General features: G+C 61.9%; 14 protein-coding genes and 1 pseudogene. 8 read left to right on the top strand and 7 right to left on the bottom strand.

The window, feature by feature from the left end; translation table 11 throughout:
• Positions 1-4 precede the first annotated feature (4 nt).
• Positions 5-1,822, bottom strand: a complete 1,818-nt coding sequence (typA, locus tag ABJF10_RS22715) for a translational GTPase TypA (RefSeq protein ID WP_348546902.1) — start codon at positions 1,820-1,822, stop codon at positions 5-7.
• A 393-nt stretch (positions 1,823-2,215) separates the two neighbouring features.
• Between typA and ABJF10_RS22710 the strand changes: the two genes are divergently transcribed.
• Together ABJF10_RS22710 and ABJF10_RS22705 are read left to right on the top strand one after the other, a co-directional pair.
• On the top strand, positions 2,216-2,392 hold the full coding sequence (locus ABJF10_RS22710; RefSeq protein ID WP_348546901.1) for a hypothetical protein: 177 nt from the start codon (positions 2,216-2,218) through the stop codon (positions 2,390-2,392).
• A 346-nt stretch (positions 2,393-2,738) separates the two neighbouring features.
• Positions 2,739-3,170: an NYN domain-containing protein gene (locus ABJF10_RS22705; protein ID WP_348546900.1), complete on the top strand. Its 432-nt coding sequence runs from the start codon at positions 2,739-2,741 to the stop codon at positions 3,168-3,170.
• Between the two features lie 122 nt (positions 3,171-3,292).
• Here the strand turns inward: ABJF10_RS22705 and ABJF10_RS22700 are convergent, their stop codons facing one another.
• The 4 genes from ABJF10_RS22700 to ABJF10_RS22685 form a co-directional block, all read right to left on the bottom strand.
• Positions 3,293-3,625 carry a DUF5615 family PIN-like protein gene (locus tag ABJF10_RS22700; protein WP_348546899.1) on the bottom strand — a complete coding sequence of 111 codons (333 nt, stop codon included), beginning with the start codon at positions 3,623-3,625 and terminating at the stop codon, positions 3,293-3,295.
• Positions 3,622-3,846: a DUF433 domain-containing protein gene (locus ABJF10_RS22695; RefSeq protein WP_348546898.1), complete on the bottom strand. Its 225-nt coding sequence runs from the start codon at positions 3,844-3,846 to the stop codon at positions 3,622-3,624. Before ABJF10_RS22695 ends, ABJF10_RS22700 begins: the two co-directional genes overlap by 4 nt.
• A gap of 131 nt (positions 3,847-3,977) precedes the next feature.
• The gene (locus ABJF10_RS22690) at positions 3,978-5,006 is read right to left on the bottom strand and encodes a hypothetical protein (RefSeq protein ID WP_348546897.1); all 1,029 of its coding nucleotides are present in this window, start codon (positions 5,004-5,006) and stop codon (positions 3,978-3,980) included.
• A gap of 95 nt (positions 5,007-5,101) precedes the next feature.
• Positions 5,102-5,830 (bottom strand): hypothetical protein, encoded by a 729-nt coding sequence (locus ABJF10_RS22685; protein WP_348546896.1) that lies wholly within the window; start codon positions 5,828-5,830, stop codon positions 5,102-5,104.
• A 544-nt stretch (positions 5,831-6,374) separates the two neighbouring features.
• Here ABJF10_RS22685 and ABJF10_RS22680 point away from each other — a divergent pair.
• The 3 genes from ABJF10_RS22680 (at position 6,375) to ABJF10_RS22670 (ending at position 7,439) form a co-directional block, all read left to right on the top strand.
• Positions 6,375-6,614 carry a hypothetical protein gene (locus ABJF10_RS22680; RefSeq protein WP_348546895.1) on the top strand — a complete coding sequence of 80 codons (240 nt, stop codon included), beginning with the start codon at positions 6,375-6,377 and terminating at the stop codon, positions 6,612-6,614.
• 277 nt (positions 6,615-6,891) lie between these two features.
• Positions 6,892-7,119, top strand: a complete 228-nt coding sequence (locus tag ABJF10_RS22675; protein ID WP_348546894.1) for a DUF433 domain-containing protein — start codon at positions 6,892-6,894, stop codon at positions 7,117-7,119.
• Positions 7,116-7,439: a hypothetical protein gene (locus ABJF10_RS22670; RefSeq protein WP_348546893.1), complete on the top strand. Its 324-nt coding sequence runs from the start codon at positions 7,116-7,118 to the stop codon at positions 7,437-7,439. The genes ABJF10_RS22675 and ABJF10_RS22670 overlap by 4 nt, the downstream gene beginning before the upstream one ends.
• Positions 7,440-7,959: 520 nt before the next feature.
• Here ABJF10_RS22670 and mscL read toward each other — a convergent pair.
• Positions 7,960-8,379, bottom strand: a complete 420-nt coding sequence (mscL, locus tag ABJF10_RS22665; RefSeq protein WP_348546892.1) for a large conductance mechanosensitive channel protein MscL — start codon at positions 8,377-8,379, stop codon at positions 7,960-7,962.
• A gap of 130 nt (positions 8,380-8,509) precedes the next feature.
• Here mscL and ABJF10_RS22660 point away from each other — a divergent pair, with 130 nt between their 5' ends.
• From ABJF10_RS22660 to ABJF10_RS22650, 3 genes are read left to right on the top strand one after another with little or no spacing between them, the layout of a single operon-like run.
• Positions 8,510-8,962: a GatB/YqeY domain-containing protein gene (locus tag ABJF10_RS22660; protein WP_348546891.1), complete on the top strand. Its 453-nt coding sequence runs from the start codon at positions 8,510-8,512 to the stop codon at positions 8,960-8,962.
• A 1-nt stretch (position 8,963) separates the two neighbouring features.
• Positions 8,964-9,686 (top strand): 2-C-methyl-D-erythritol 4-phosphate cytidylyltransferase, encoded by a 723-nt coding sequence (gene ispD / locus ABJF10_RS22655; RefSeq protein ID WP_348546890.1) that lies wholly within the window; start codon positions 8,964-8,966, stop codon positions 9,684-9,686.
• The gene (locus ABJF10_RS22650; RefSeq protein ID WP_348546889.1) at positions 9,686-10,954 is read left to right on the top strand and encodes a pitrilysin family protein; all 1,269 of its coding nucleotides are present in this window, start codon (positions 9,686-9,688) and stop codon (positions 10,952-10,954) included. The genes ispD and ABJF10_RS22650 overlap by 1 nt, the downstream gene beginning before the upstream one ends.
• Positions 10,955-11,128: 174 nt before the next feature.
• On the opposite strand, the pseudogene ABJF10_RS22645 reads toward ABJF10_RS22650, so the two are convergent.
• Positions 11,129-13,021, bottom strand: a pseudogene (locus ABJF10_RS22645) (chromosome segregation protein SMC); the annotation flags it as partial.

Here is a 13,021-nt window from a genome sequence, read left to right as displayed (position 1 = left end):
TGTCTTAACTTACCGCCGGGCTGGAGCGTTTGCGTTCGCCGGCGTTGAGAATCTTCTTACGCAGACGCAGGCTCTTCGGCGTCACTTCGACATATTCGTCAGGCCCAATGTATTCGATGCTGCGCTCCAGGGTCATCTTGAGCGGCGGCGCGAGCGCGACGCCCTTGCCATCGCCCGAACTCCGCATGTTGTTGAGCTTTTTGGCACGGCAGGGATTCACCGGCATGTCGTCCGGCCGGGCGTTCTCGCCGATGACCATGCCCTCGTAGATTTCTTCCTGCGGCCCGATGAACAGGCGGCCGCGCATCTGGATCGTGTCCAGCGAGTAAGAGGTGGAGATGCCGCCTTCCATGGCGACGAGCACCCCGTTATTGCGCGTGGGGATTTCGCCTTTGTACGGCCCGTATTCCTTGAACAGGTGCGACATGATGCCGTGGCCCTTGGTCGCATTGACCAGGTCGGTTTCAAAGCCGATCAAACCCCGCGTCGGGACGGTCGCCTGCACCGTCACCGTCGTCGTCTGATGCTCCATATTGAGAATTTCCGCTTTGCGCCAGGCCAGCGATTGCAGGATGTCGCCGAGGTTTTCATTCGGCACGTCGACATACAGGCTCTCATAGGGCTCGAGCAGCTTGTTGTCCTCGTCGCGGCGGTAAATGACTTCCGGACGGGAAACGAGCAACTCGAAGCCTTCGCGGCGCATCTGCTCCACGAGGACCGCGATCTGCATTTCCCCGCGCGCCTTGATATCAAAGTGTCCAGCGACATCGGTATCGCCCACTTCGATGGAAACATTCGTCAGCGTCTCGCGAATCAACCGCTCGCGCACCTGGCGCGCCGTCAGCAGCTTGCCTTCGCGACCGGCCAGCGGGCCGTCGTTGATGCAAATCTTCATGCTGATCGTCGGCGGATCGATGTCCACGAACGGCAGCCCCACGCGCTCTTCCGTATCGGTGATCGTCTCGCCGATGTAGGCATCCTCGAAGCCGCACAGACCGACGATGTCGCCTTCGCTGGCGTTCTTGAGTTCCACTTTCGCCAGGCCCACGTGGCCGAAAAGTGCGGTCACAGCGGCGCGTTCGCGGCGCCCGTCCTTGTTGATCCGCACCACGCTGTCGCCCACCTTCACGCGGCCCGAGATGATGCGGCCATAGGCGATACGACCGAGGTAATCGCTGTAATCGAGGTTCGAGATGAGCATCTGGAAGTAGCTCACGTCGCTCTTCGCGGGCGGCGGGATGTGCTTGATGATCGCCTCGAAGAGCGGCTCCATCGTCTCGCTCTTCTCATGAATCTCGCGCATCGCATAGCCGTCGCGCGCACTGGCGTAGATGACCGGGAAATCAAGCTGCACGTCGGTCGCATTCAACTCGACGAAGAGGTCGAAGATGAAATCCAGCACCTTGTGCGGGCGGGCGTTTTCGCGATCGATCTTATTGATGACCACGATGGGCTTGGCGCCGTTCTCCAGCGCCTTGCGGAGCACAAATTTGGTCTGCGCCTGCGGGCCGTCGTGCGCGTCCACCACCAGCAGCACGCCGTCGATCATCTTCATGATGCGCTCCACCTCGCCGCCGAAATCGGCGTGGCCGGGGGTGTCGACGATGTTCACATGATAGTCGTGCCAGCGGAAGGCCGCGTTCTTCGCGCGGATGGTGATGCCCTTTTCCCGCTCCAGGTCCATCGAGTCCATGATGCGAATCTCGGTCGCCTTCGATTCATTGGCGCGGAAGGTTCCGGCCTGCTTCAAAAGTTGGTCGACCAAGGTGGTCTTCCCGTGGTCAACGTGGGCGATAATGGCGATGTTGCGAATGTGATCCATGTCTATGTCCGTTATGTGGTCGGCGTGCAAAGGGCGCGGAATATGGAGGCGAAGTGGGGGTGCGTCAACGAATATGCCGGTGTCATTTTCAAGGCGCAAATCGGAAGCGACGTGGGGGTTGAGGGACCGCCGAGGCGCGGAGGCGCTGAGAAAGGGAGATACCGGAGACGATAAAGAGACGTTGGAGAACGCCGAACGCCCAACGTCGAACGCCGAATCATTGAGAAATTCGGAGTTCGACGTTGGACGTTCGAAGTTCTCGCCCGCCTTCTCCCCTCCTCCGCGCCTCGGCGCCTCGGCGGTTCAAAATGCCCCCCACCGGGAAAACCCATTGACCCCATGCCACGCATCCCGTAGTCACTCCCCTCCACCTCCAACCACCTTACTTTTTTTATGGGACAGCAACTCAACAAAATTCAAAAACGCCGCCGCCGCGCCAACTATCTCGAACGCCAGAAGGTCAAAGCGAAGACCCGCCCCGTCGCGAAGCCCGCCGCCGCCGCGAAGAAGAAGCCCGCTCCCAAAAAGGAAAAGGCCCCCGCCGCCGCCGCTCCCGCCGCCACCGAATAACCTCCTTCCCCAGCCCCGCGCTGGAAAGAAGTCCGCCCCAAAAAGGCGCAAGAGGACACACCAAGGCCCCCGGGCCGTGTCTCATCTTGCGCCCTTTGCGTCTGCACGCATCCCGCCGCAAAGCTCTTCGCTTCCGCCATTGGGCGTTCGACGTTGGACGTTCGGCGTTCGCCTTCCCTCCCCTTTGAGCCTTCGCGTCTTCGGGGTTAAATTCTCCTCGACGTCCGCTCACTGAGCACTGAGCACTGAGCACTAGGCTCTCGGATCTCCTCCATCGGAAGTTTCGCCTTCGACCCCTTCCGCCTTCCGCCTTCCGCCTTCCGCCTTTCCCCGCTACCCTCCCCCGATGCGCTATCTCCTCGTCGATGGCCACAGCGTGATCTTCGCCTGGCCCGAGCTGCGCAAACTCCACACCCGCCGCACCGAACTGGCGCGCAACGAACTCGTCAAGATCCTCACCGAGTACCAGGACGCCAGCGACGTCCGCGTCGTCGCCGTTTTCGACGGCAAAGGTGAAACCTCCAACGAGGCCACCGAACCCGGCGGCATCCAGATCTTCTACTCCGCCGCCGGCCAGACCGCCGACGCCATCGTCGAGCGCCTCGTCGCCAAGTACGCCGGCCAGCACGAGATCACCGTCGCCACCGACGACCACATGGAACAACAAACCGCCACCAGCTTCGGCGCCCTCGTCGTCTCCACCACCGGCCTCCGCCCCTGGCTCGAAGAAGCCCAACGCGACCTCACCCGCCGCCTCAAACAACACCGACGGAAATAACACGCAGCGCTGTAGAGGCGGTTGTGCCAACCGCCTTCCTACAAGGCCGCCCCTGCGGGATCGCCACCCGTATCAATCACGCGCCACTGACAGAGCAGCGCTGCCCAAAACGCCACCGTCCCTCACGGCAGCATGAGATGAGATTCCGCAGTGTCCTGCGCAAACGTATGGATCGTCACCGCGTGCTTGCGAAGAAGCGCCTCACCGTCCGCAACGGAGCAATTGCCGAGTCGCAGCCAGATGAATTTCGGCGGCGCCCCGAGCAGCAAGCTGCGCTGTTGAAAGTCGGAATCCTTCGAGACAATGCAAAAGCCTCGCGCCTTGGCGTATTCCCAAATCACGCCATCATCTGCTTCATACAGCCCCACGTCGCGCACGTGAACACTGTCCGGATACAGGTCAGCCAACAGACGCGGCAGCCGAAACGAGAGATTCTGATCGAAGAGCAGCTTCACCCGGGCAACGCCGCCAGCCTGCGTTCACGATCCGCGGCGAAAGCCAGGCAGGCCCGAATATCCGTCTCGGTCAAATCGGGAAAATCAGCCAGCAACGCCTCATGCGTCATGCCCGCCGCAAGGTATTCGAGCACATCGGTCACTGTCATCCGGGTCCCACGGATGCAGGGCTTCCCACTGCGCTTGCCGGGTTCGATGGTGATGATCTCTCGGTAATCCACACGGACACGCTATCTTTCATTGCAGCAGTCGGCAAGGACGGAGCGGGAGACAGATCGAATCAGACCGCCGACACCATCGTTGAGCAAGGCTGGTGAGGCGATTGTACCAACCGCCGATTTTCACCCCCTCATCACTCCTCGATCGCGAGCCGCACACCAGACCGGTCCGCCGCGCTCACGACATCGATCATGCGTTCGAACCGCACACCGGCCTCGACTTCCAGGAGGACACCTGTCTTCTGCCGCGCCGGCATCCCCTTCAGCAGCGCCATCAATTTCTCGCACGAATGATCCGGCCCTTCGGCAGTGAGAACGTCATTCAAATAGACCCGGCCCGCGGCGTCGATGCGCAGCCGATCCTTCCCTCTTTCCGGAGCCACCGCCGCCGCCAGGATCATCGCCGGCGCGGGGAGGCGAAACTCGAGATACCGGATGTCGTCAGCCATTCTGCTCACGAATAAGACCGCCGCGAAGGGCGCGATCATCAGTGACAGGAAACGCGGCGCGGCGAGAGAGATCGGTACTTTTGGGCCGCGAATCGTGAGGACCAGCGCCTCGCGCCGCCGCCACTCCCGTTGCATTTCCTCCGGCTTGTTCCGCATGGCCTCCCAACCGGCGCGCAACATCCGCTCCCGGGCCATTTGCGAGAGCTCTCCCCCAAACAGGATGACGAGAAGCGTAATCATCAGGCGCAGGAAAAAGCCGCCCGCTTCCGAGACAGAGGCATAGTAACTGTACCAATCCACCGGTAAGGCAGGACCACGGAGGATCCCCGCCAGATCGGCGATATCGCCCGGCAGGCGCAGGAACATCGAAAAGATCAGAGCCCCCGCCATCCATGCGATATGGCGTGTGAGCACCAGCGGATCGCGGCGCAACCGCCGAAAAGCGTGAATCCACACGCTCATGGCGATCCCCAGCCACAGCGGCACCGCCAGCAAATCGGCCGCCGCCGAGAACGCCCCGGAAAACCGCATCCAAAATGTGTACAGCAACCCCAACCAGGAGCCCGGCAACAGGGCCGATGACCTCCGCCAGGACAGTTCCTCCGCCGTCAGGGAGGCCATTGCAAAAGCAAAAAAGACCAGTACCAAGCTGGCCAGCCCAACCCGCTCCAATGCCGTAAACAACGGCTCAACTTGCGCGCGGCTTCTCTTCACCCGGCGGAGGATGTCGCGCGGGAAAGGCTTTGGCCAGCCCGACTTCGTCTATCTGGACAGCGGGGCAGAGATTAGTTACACGAGAATTCCCGATCCTAAGTAGCCGTCGATATCTTCCATTTGGAAACGTGTTTTCCGCGGAGCTTCACCCGATGGCCGCGGCGGTCTTGCTTGGTTTTGCGTTTGGCCTTGGCCGCGGAGCCGTGGATCTCGGTCCACTTGCCGCGCTTGAAGACCTGCATGTAACCGCCGGGGAGAATCTGGAACGGCCGGGTCACTTTGTTGAGATAGTCGAACTGCGTGGAGCCGCGTTTGTGGAAATCCTCGAACCACGACGGATAGACGAAGTCGCTCATGGCGATGCCGTTCACGAGGAACTCCAGTTCCTCGACGGCGTCGGCCGTTTCGTAGGAGTAGATGATTCCATCCGGGCCGTCCGCGCAAAGGTTAATCGCGGGATCGACGAGCATTTCGCACAGCTCGTGGCAGGCGGTGACGCTCACCTTTTCGCCATCGTCGAGGGTGGTCTTGACGAAGACTTTGGAAAGGGGCAGTCCCTCCTTGGTGACGTCGTGATAGCCGAGCGCTTTCTGCGCATCGGCATTTTCGAGGAAGACGATCGCCCACGCGCCCTTGGGGACTTTCGTCGCCTTGACCAGCCGGGCCGGCGTGCCCCACACGGGCGTGAAGCATTCGTCCGCGAATTTTTGCAGCGCCTTGATGAGTTTGTCGAAGTCCACGCCGAGCGGTGTCTTCGCCTTGTTGATGCAGGCGATGGTGGGGATTTGGCCGTGGGCGAAGGCGGCCCTGATGCGTTGTTTCATAGGAGGGTTACCGGTGAGTTGGTTGGTGATTAATCCGAGCGAGAAGAGTTCCGTCTATCCACCGGCTGAGGTGTCAGTTTCGGGGGCCGCTGTCAATTGTAAAACATTAGACAATGAGGCTGCTCTGGACGGTTTCGTGGGTCGCCAACGCTTTCGCGCATGGGTGGATGACGAGCTCGCGATTCGCGCGCAGCGAAAGTCGAGAGGAGATGCAACCGCGAATGGACACGAATAAACGCGAATAAGATTCTGCCAGCCATGGCGGCCCGGGATTCGGATGGCTTTCCTCCATTCGTGTTTATTCGCGTCCATTCGCGGTTAAACTCAGTATGCTCTGCCTCCGCTGACCACCTCGCACGACATGGAGGCACAGCGCCAAGGTCTGGAGCCACAGCGCTGAAAAATCGGCGAAGAAATGGTGTCAAACGGCCGCCCTCCGCGGAACACAGAGAGCCGGAAAACTTCGGACCGCTGGGCAAGGCGCATGCTAATAGGACCGCACAACAAAAACCGGCCGCGGATTCCCCTTCGCGGCGACTGGCCTATGCAGACTTCCCACCGACTCTCTCCAGCGGCCCATGGCCCGGATTACGAACGCATCCTCGGCTCCGGCGGCGTGGTGGAACGGGCCCAGCGGCGCTTCATCGCCGCAGGCTTTTCCCCGAGGAAACCGCTCCTCTGCGGCGCGCCCCGCTTCCATGCGCTGGCGCTGCCGGCGCCCGCTCCCCCCAGTATTCCCATTTTCTTTGCCCGCCCCCGGACTCCGCTTCGCCTCGCGGCCTAGGCTCTCTCCCGGCGGCCAGGACTCCCCCCACCCAAAAAGCCGCTGGGAGAACACCCGCGCTGGGCCGCCCCATCAGCGCGCACCGGCCGCGGCGGGCGGAGTCACACGGGCGCGATGAGGAGGAAGGCGATCCCCGTCTCCCTCCTCATTCGTGTTTCTTGGGCATGCACGCGCGGTTTCCGCGCTCCCATCTCTGCCGCTTGCCTCGCAGGCGTGCATCTGCGAAGCTCTCTGGCAACGAGAAGCGGCAACTCGCAAAAAACGGCCAATCAAAGTCATGCGCACTGAATCGGCCTCACCGTTCTTGTGGAGCGATCCACAACGTCTGGGCGGACGCGTGTGTTTCCGCGGGACGCGGGTGCCGGTGGATGCGTTGTTCGAGAATCTCGAAGACGGGGTGGGGGTGGATGAATTCCTGGAGGCTTTTGAAGGGGTCACCAGGGACCAGGTGATTGGGGTCCTCGAAGCGGCCCGGGAAGCGTTGGCGGAAACCCCGGGGGTGTGAGCTCTATTCTGCTGGATCATTGCGTGCCCAAGCCGTTGCGTCGGTGGCTGCCCGGCGAGGCAGTTCGCACCTGTCATGAGGAAGGGTGGGATACCTTGCTCAACGGAGAACTGCTCCGCGCCGCCGAAGCGGCCGGATTCGAGATCTTCATCACCGCCGACAAAAACCTGCGTTATCAGCAGGATCTTTCGTCCCGCCGGATCGCCATCATCGAATTGCCCACCAACCGGCTTTCACAGATACCTTCCCTCGTTGGTGCGCTTCTGTTGGCAATCGCGAATGCGCCCCCCGGTAGCTATCAAGAAATTCCGCTTCCCTGAGAAGACCCCGGCTCATTCTGGGTTTGACAGGCTGCGCTGAATAGTGTTCATTTGCGCATGGGGCAGAAATAGGGGTGGCACACGGAATTGGCAGGCAGGGCGGAACAGGCGGCATTCAGGCAATCGCAGCGAAATACGACAAAACAAATAGGTTCATGACCAAATTACCTTTCTTCGCCGCTGCGGGGTCACCCGGTGCAGCACGCTCCAGAGTGATCGCATTCAATCGTGTCTGGTCGTGCCTAATCGTGCCTCCCATTTTTCCGCTCCGCCAGGAACGTCCGAGCGAATCAATGAGCAGCGCCAATGCTCGGATGGGAGAATCAAGCCTGACCGGAGGCAGAAAGGATCCGGGTCCAGCCTGCTCAAGGCAAATCAAGGCAATCAAGGTCCGAAAAATTTCACACCCTCCTTTGCGGCGGGGCCGACCGGGCAAGATCCCCCGTCGGCACTGCACAGAGGAGTTCCGACTAGTTCCGACTCATTTGCGACCGAAAGATCCGTCCACGGCAGCCATGTCTCACACCAAGCCCGTGCCACCCGCAGGCCGGGCGTGCTGGGGCTGCGTCTTGAGCAGGTCGCGGATTTCCATGAGGAGCTGCACGTCCTGCGGGAGCGGGGTCGGCTCGGCCGGCTTTTCCTCGGCCTTGCGCGTCGCCTTCGCGATGAGGAAGTTCATGGGCTTGACGACGAAGAAGAAGACCACGGCGGCGATGGCCACAAACGAGACGATGGATTTCAGGACATCGGCAGCACCGACCGGTGTCGCCGGGGCCGCGAGCAGATGCATGGCCACGAGCAGCGGATTGATGAGGCCGCCGACCAGGGCATCGACCACGCTCTTGAAGGCCGCTCCAATGACCACGCCGACCGCGAGGTCGACGACGTTTCCCTTCAGGATGAAGGCTTCGAATTCTTTGGCGATTTCTTTGATGTTCATAGTGCGCGAGAGTTTACGCGGCGCGTTATACACACTGGGGAGGGGCCGGGAAAGCGCGCAGATGGGGAGGGGAAAACTACGGCTAAAACCATTTGCGACTGGGCGCGATGTGGCTAGGATGTGCGCCCCCATGAGTTTCCAAGCCCAGATCGACGAGGACCTGAAGGTGGCAATGAAGGCCCGAGAGGCCGAACGTCTCGGCGTTATCCGCATGCTGAAGGCGGCCCTGAAGAACGCGTCCATCGAGAAGGGCGGCATGACCCATGTGCTGGATGACGTCAGCGCGATGGCCATCGTGCGCAAGGAACTGAAGAAGCGGCAGGATTCCATCGAAGGCTTCGAGAAGGGCAACCGGCCCGACCTCGCCGCCAAGGAAAAGGCCGAGGCGGAGATCCTCGCCGCGTATCTGCCCCAGGCGCTGTCGCCGGAGGAAGTGACCGCGCTGGTCGCCGCCGCCATCGCCGAGACGGGCGCGACTTCCAAGGCCCAGATGGGCGCCGTGATGAAAGTAGCCACCGAGCGCGCCGCGGGCCGCGCCGACGGCAAAGCCCTGAGCACCGCCGTCGCCGCCCAACTCAAGTAATATGGTCTCCGCTCTCATCGTCGCCGCCGGAAGCAGCCGCCGCATGGGCTTCGACAAGCTTTTCGCCCCGCTCGCCGGCAAACCCGTCCTCTGGCATTCCCTGAAGGCTTTCCATGAGACGAAGGAAGTCGACGAGATCCTGGTCGTGACCCGGGGAGATCGGATGGATGAGGTAGAGGAATTGGTGTCCACCGGCGGCCTGACGAAGGTGAAGAAGGTGATCGAAGGCGGCCCGGAACGGCATATTTCCGTGTGGAATGGCCTGCAGGCGGTGGACAGCGAAGGGAGCGAGTACATTGCGATCCACGACGGCGCCCGGCCGCTGGTCACCCCGGCACTGATCAAGGCCTGCCTCGACCTGGCGCGGGCTCACGGGGCCGCCTCGTGCGCCTCGCAGATCCCGGATACGGTAAAGCGGGCCAGCATCGAGCAAATGGTCACCGAGAGCGTGGAGCGCACCGGTCTCTGGGCCATGCAGACGCCGCAGGTTTTCAGCAGCGGGCTCATTCTTCAGGCTTATGCCGCCCTCATGGCCAAGCACGAGATGGTGACCGACGAGGTTTCCGCCGTCCAGAAGATGGGCAAGAAGATCGCCCTCCTAAAGAACGACGACTGGAACCTGAAAGTGACTTTTCCTCACGATCTCGAACTGGCCGAACATGTGCTAGAATTGCGGGTGAAAAAATCCGCTAAGTCCCCGAAGCCACGCGCGATCACTCGCTAATGGAATTCCCTTACCGCCTCTCCCGCCTGCCGAATGGTGTGCGGATCGCCTCTGTCGAGATGCCGTGGATGCGCAGCGTGAGCATCGGCGTCTGGGCGGGCGTGGGCGGACGGCATGAATCGGCCGAGATGAGCGGCATTTCGCACTTCATGGAGCACCTGCTCTTCAAGGGGACCAAGAAGCGGACGGCCAAGCGGATCACCGAGTCCGTCGAGGGGTTGGGCGGGTATCTGAACGCTTTTACGACCGAAGACCACACTTGCTACTATGCCAAGGCGGCCTCGGCCCACCTGCCGGAGCTGTGCGACGTGCTGGGGGACATGTATCTGGAGAGCCAGTTTGCGCCCGGGGAGATCGAGCGCGAGCGGGAGGTCATCCGGGAAGAGATCCTCATGTATCGGGACCATCCCGCTCAGCATGCGCAGGAGCTCCTCACGGCCACCATGTGGCCCGGGCATCCGCTGGGGCGTCCCTTGACGGGGACCGTCGAGACCATCGGCAAGCTGCGCCGGCCGCACTTCGTCGACTTTCGCACCCAGCATTATACGGGCAGCACCACGATCATCACGGTCGCCGGGCCGGTCTACCACGAGCGGGTCGTCGAGCTGCTGAAGCCGATTTTCGGCCGGCTGCCGAAAGGGCGGTCGCCGCGGTTCACCCGGACCCGGCCCAAAGACGGCGGGGCGCAGGTGTCACTTTTTCCGCAGGAGACCGAGCAGACGCATCTGGCCATGGGTTTCCACGCCTTCGGGCGGACCGACGAGCGACGCTACGCTCTGAAGCTGCTCTCCGTTATCCTGGGCGAAAACATGAGCTCGCGGCTTTTCCAAAAGCTGCGCGAGCGCCACGGCTTTTGCTACAGCGTGCAGACGAGCATGGTGACGCTGGCGGACACAGGAGCGATCCAAGTCTACGCCGGATTGGACGCCGGGAACTTGGAAAAAGCGGTGAAGATGATTTTACGCGAATTGGAGAATATCTGTCATAAGGCTCCCATCCGCACCGAATTAAAGAAGGCACAGGATTATACAATTGGGCAGACTTTCATGGGCCTCGAGTCCACCTCCAATCAGATCATGTGGATGGGCGAAAGCCTCCTCGGCTACGGCAAAGTCCTCGATCCCAGCGAGGTCGAGCGGAAGATCCTGGCGGTCACGCCGCAGGACATCCAGCGTGTCGCCTGCCACTGCCTCAACCGCGTCCGCCTCGGCGTCGCGATCGTCGGCCCGCTCAAGGACGAGGAGAAGATCAAGGGCTGGCTGGCCTGATCAAAAAGCGGCAGCGAAACTTGGAGGCACCGCTTTGTCGGTGCCGGAAAACGGCTTCGTCAAGGCACTGACGGCGCGGCGCCCCTCCAGTTCCGACAGCGAACTTCTAGCCGCAAAAACGGCGCGCCACCCATAAGGCGACGCGCCGCTCCTTGTTGCGGAAGATGTAGTTGGTCAGGCGGCGCCGTTGGCGGACTCGAGGTTCTCGCTGTGCAGGTTGCCGGTTTTGCCGAAGGCCTCGGCCACACTGGGCACGTGCGGAGCTTCGCTGTTGCTGAGCACGTCGCTGTCATCGCCGTTCGTCGGACGTTCGCGGGTGCTGAACTTGACCCCGACGAGCTTGGATACGCCGTGCTCTTCCATGGTCACGCCGTAGAGGGCGTCAGCGCGGGCGATGGTGCGCTTGTTGTGGGAGATGACCACGAACTGCGACTGGCCCACGAAACGGTCGAGGATCTTGATGAAGCGGTTGATGTTCGACTCGTCGAGTGGCGCGTCCATTTCGTCGAGGACGCAGAAGGGCGCCGGCTTGACCATGTAGATGGAGAAGAGCAGGGCCACGGCGGTCATCGTCTTCTCACCGCCGGAGAGCAGCGAGATGGAAGTCAATTGCTTGCCGGGCGGCTTGGCGATGATGTCGATGCCACTCTCCAGCGGATCGCTTTCGTCGACCAGCACGAGGTTGGCTTTGCCGCCGCCGAAGAGCTCGACGAACATCTCGCCGAAGTTCACCCGGATCTTCTCGAAGGTCTCGGCAAAGAGCGTCTTGGTCGTGGCGTTGATCTTGGTGATGGTCTCCATCAACTCCGCCTTCGAGTTCGTCAGGTCGGTGTTCTGCTGCTCGAGGAAGGCGTGGCGCTGTTCCAGTTCGTCGTATTCCTGGATGGCGTCGAGGTTCACCGGGCCCATCGAATCGATGCGCTGGTCGAGCTCGCGGACGATGGCTTCGATGCGGTCCCAGTCGATGGCAAAGGCGTCTTCGACCATCGGCGCCTCGGGCTCCTGGACCTCTTCGACCTGGGCGACGGGCGCCTCGACGGACTCACCTTCGCCATTCGTGGTCTCGGCGGACAGACCGCGTTGCTGGCGTTTGAGGTGATCGCGAATGGCCACGCGCAGGCCGTGCAGGTCGCGCTCAAAAGTGGTGAGATCGAGCTGATAGCGCTTCTGAATGTGCTCGGTGATCGCAGTGAGCTTCATCTCGACCTGCGTCTGCCTCACTTCCAGGCGGCTGCGCTGGTCGTGCGCTTCGCTCAATTGATGGCGCAGGACGCGCAAGGCATTGGAAAGCTCCTCGGTCGCCGCGGCCAGGCCGCTGCGCTCCTCGATCATCGCGGCCACGGCGGACTCCCCTTCCCCGACCTGGCCGCGCAGGCTTTCGAGGTTGGCGGCGATCTCGGCGTTTTCCGCCGTCATCGATTCCGCGCGCTGTTGATAGCCCACGATGTCCTGCTGGCGCTGGTCGATCAGCTCCATGAGCTCCGTCAGGCGCGCCTCCATCGGTTCGCGCTGATGATGCAGCGACGTGTGCCGCTGGCGCTCGGTGGCGACCTTCACCCGCAAATCGTTGAGTTCGCCGGCGAGTTCGTTTTCCTGGGAGCGGAGCACTTCGAGCTGATTGCCGGCTTCGGCGCGGCGGGCTTGCAAGGCTTCGAGTTGTTCGAGGTAGGAAGCGATTTCGGCTTCGAGCGCGTCCATGCGGTCCGCAGCTTCGCGATGCCGGGCTTCGCTGCTGGCGCGTTCGCCCTCGAGATTCTGCTGCTTGCGCTCGGTCTCGCGGGCTTCGCGTTCGACCATCGCCAGCTCGTTGCGCAGCGTGGAAATTTGCAGTGCGATGTTCTGCTTCTCCTCGCGGGCTTCCTCGAGGCGCGCTTGGGCGGACTCGATTTGCACGACCAGATCCTGGCGCCTCTGCGTGGCCTCCTCCACCTGCTGGCGGAGCTGTTCTGCCTCGGCTTCGAGGGAGTACATCTGGTTCTTCCGCTCGAGCAACGAATTCGTCGCGCCACCGGCCACCCCGCCGATTAGCAATCCTTCGGCGGTTACCAGCTCGCCATTGGCGGTGAC

Source organism: Chthoniobacter sp. (assembly GCF_040003245.1).
In the GTDB taxonomy this organism is placed as follows: Bacteria; Verrucomicrobiota; Verrucomicrobiia; order Chthoniobacterales; family Chthoniobacteraceae; genus Chthoniobacter.
Note: the sequence above shows the minus strand (reverse complement) of the source record. Positions and strands in the feature narration are given on the sequence as shown.

Bases quoted from the DNA above. Each gene is read 5' to 3' on its own strand.
- typA (WP_348546902.1), bottom strand. From the start codon at position 1,822: ATGGATCACATTCGCAACATCGCCATTATCGCCCACGTTGACCACGGG.
- ABJF10_RS22710 (WP_348546901.1), top strand. From the start codon at position 2,216: ATGGGACAGCAACTCAACAAAATTCAAAAACGCCGCCGCCGCGCCAAC.
- ABJF10_RS22705 (WP_348546900.1), top strand. From the start codon at position 2,739: ATGCGCTATCTCCTCGTCGATGGCCACAGCGTGATCTTCGCCTGGCCC.
- ABJF10_RS22685 (WP_348546896.1), bottom strand. From the start codon at position 5,830: ATGAAACAACGCATCAGGGCCGCCTTCGCCCACGGCCAAATCCCCACC.
- ABJF10_RS22680 (WP_348546895.1), top strand. From the start codon at position 6,375: ATGCAGACTTCCCACCGACTCTCTCCAGCGGCCCATGGCCCGGATTAC.
- ABJF10_RS22675 (WP_348546894.1), top strand. From the start codon at position 6,892: ATGCGCACTGAATCGGCCTCACCGTTCTTGTGGAGCGATCCACAACGT.
- mscL (WP_348546892.1), bottom strand. From the start codon at position 8,379: ATGAACATCAAAGAAATCGCCAAAGAATTCGAAGCCTTCATCCTGAAG.
- ABJF10_RS22660 (WP_348546891.1), top strand. From the start codon at position 8,510: ATGAGTTTCCAAGCCCAGATCGACGAGGACCTGAAGGTGGCAATGAAG.
- ispD (WP_348546890.1), top strand. From the start codon at position 8,964: ATGGTCTCCGCTCTCATCGTCGCCGCCGGAAGCAGCCGCCGCATGGGC.
- ABJF10_RS22650 (WP_348546889.1), top strand. From the start codon at position 9,686: ATGGAATTCCCTTACCGCCTCTCCCGCCTGCCGAATGGTGTGCGGATC.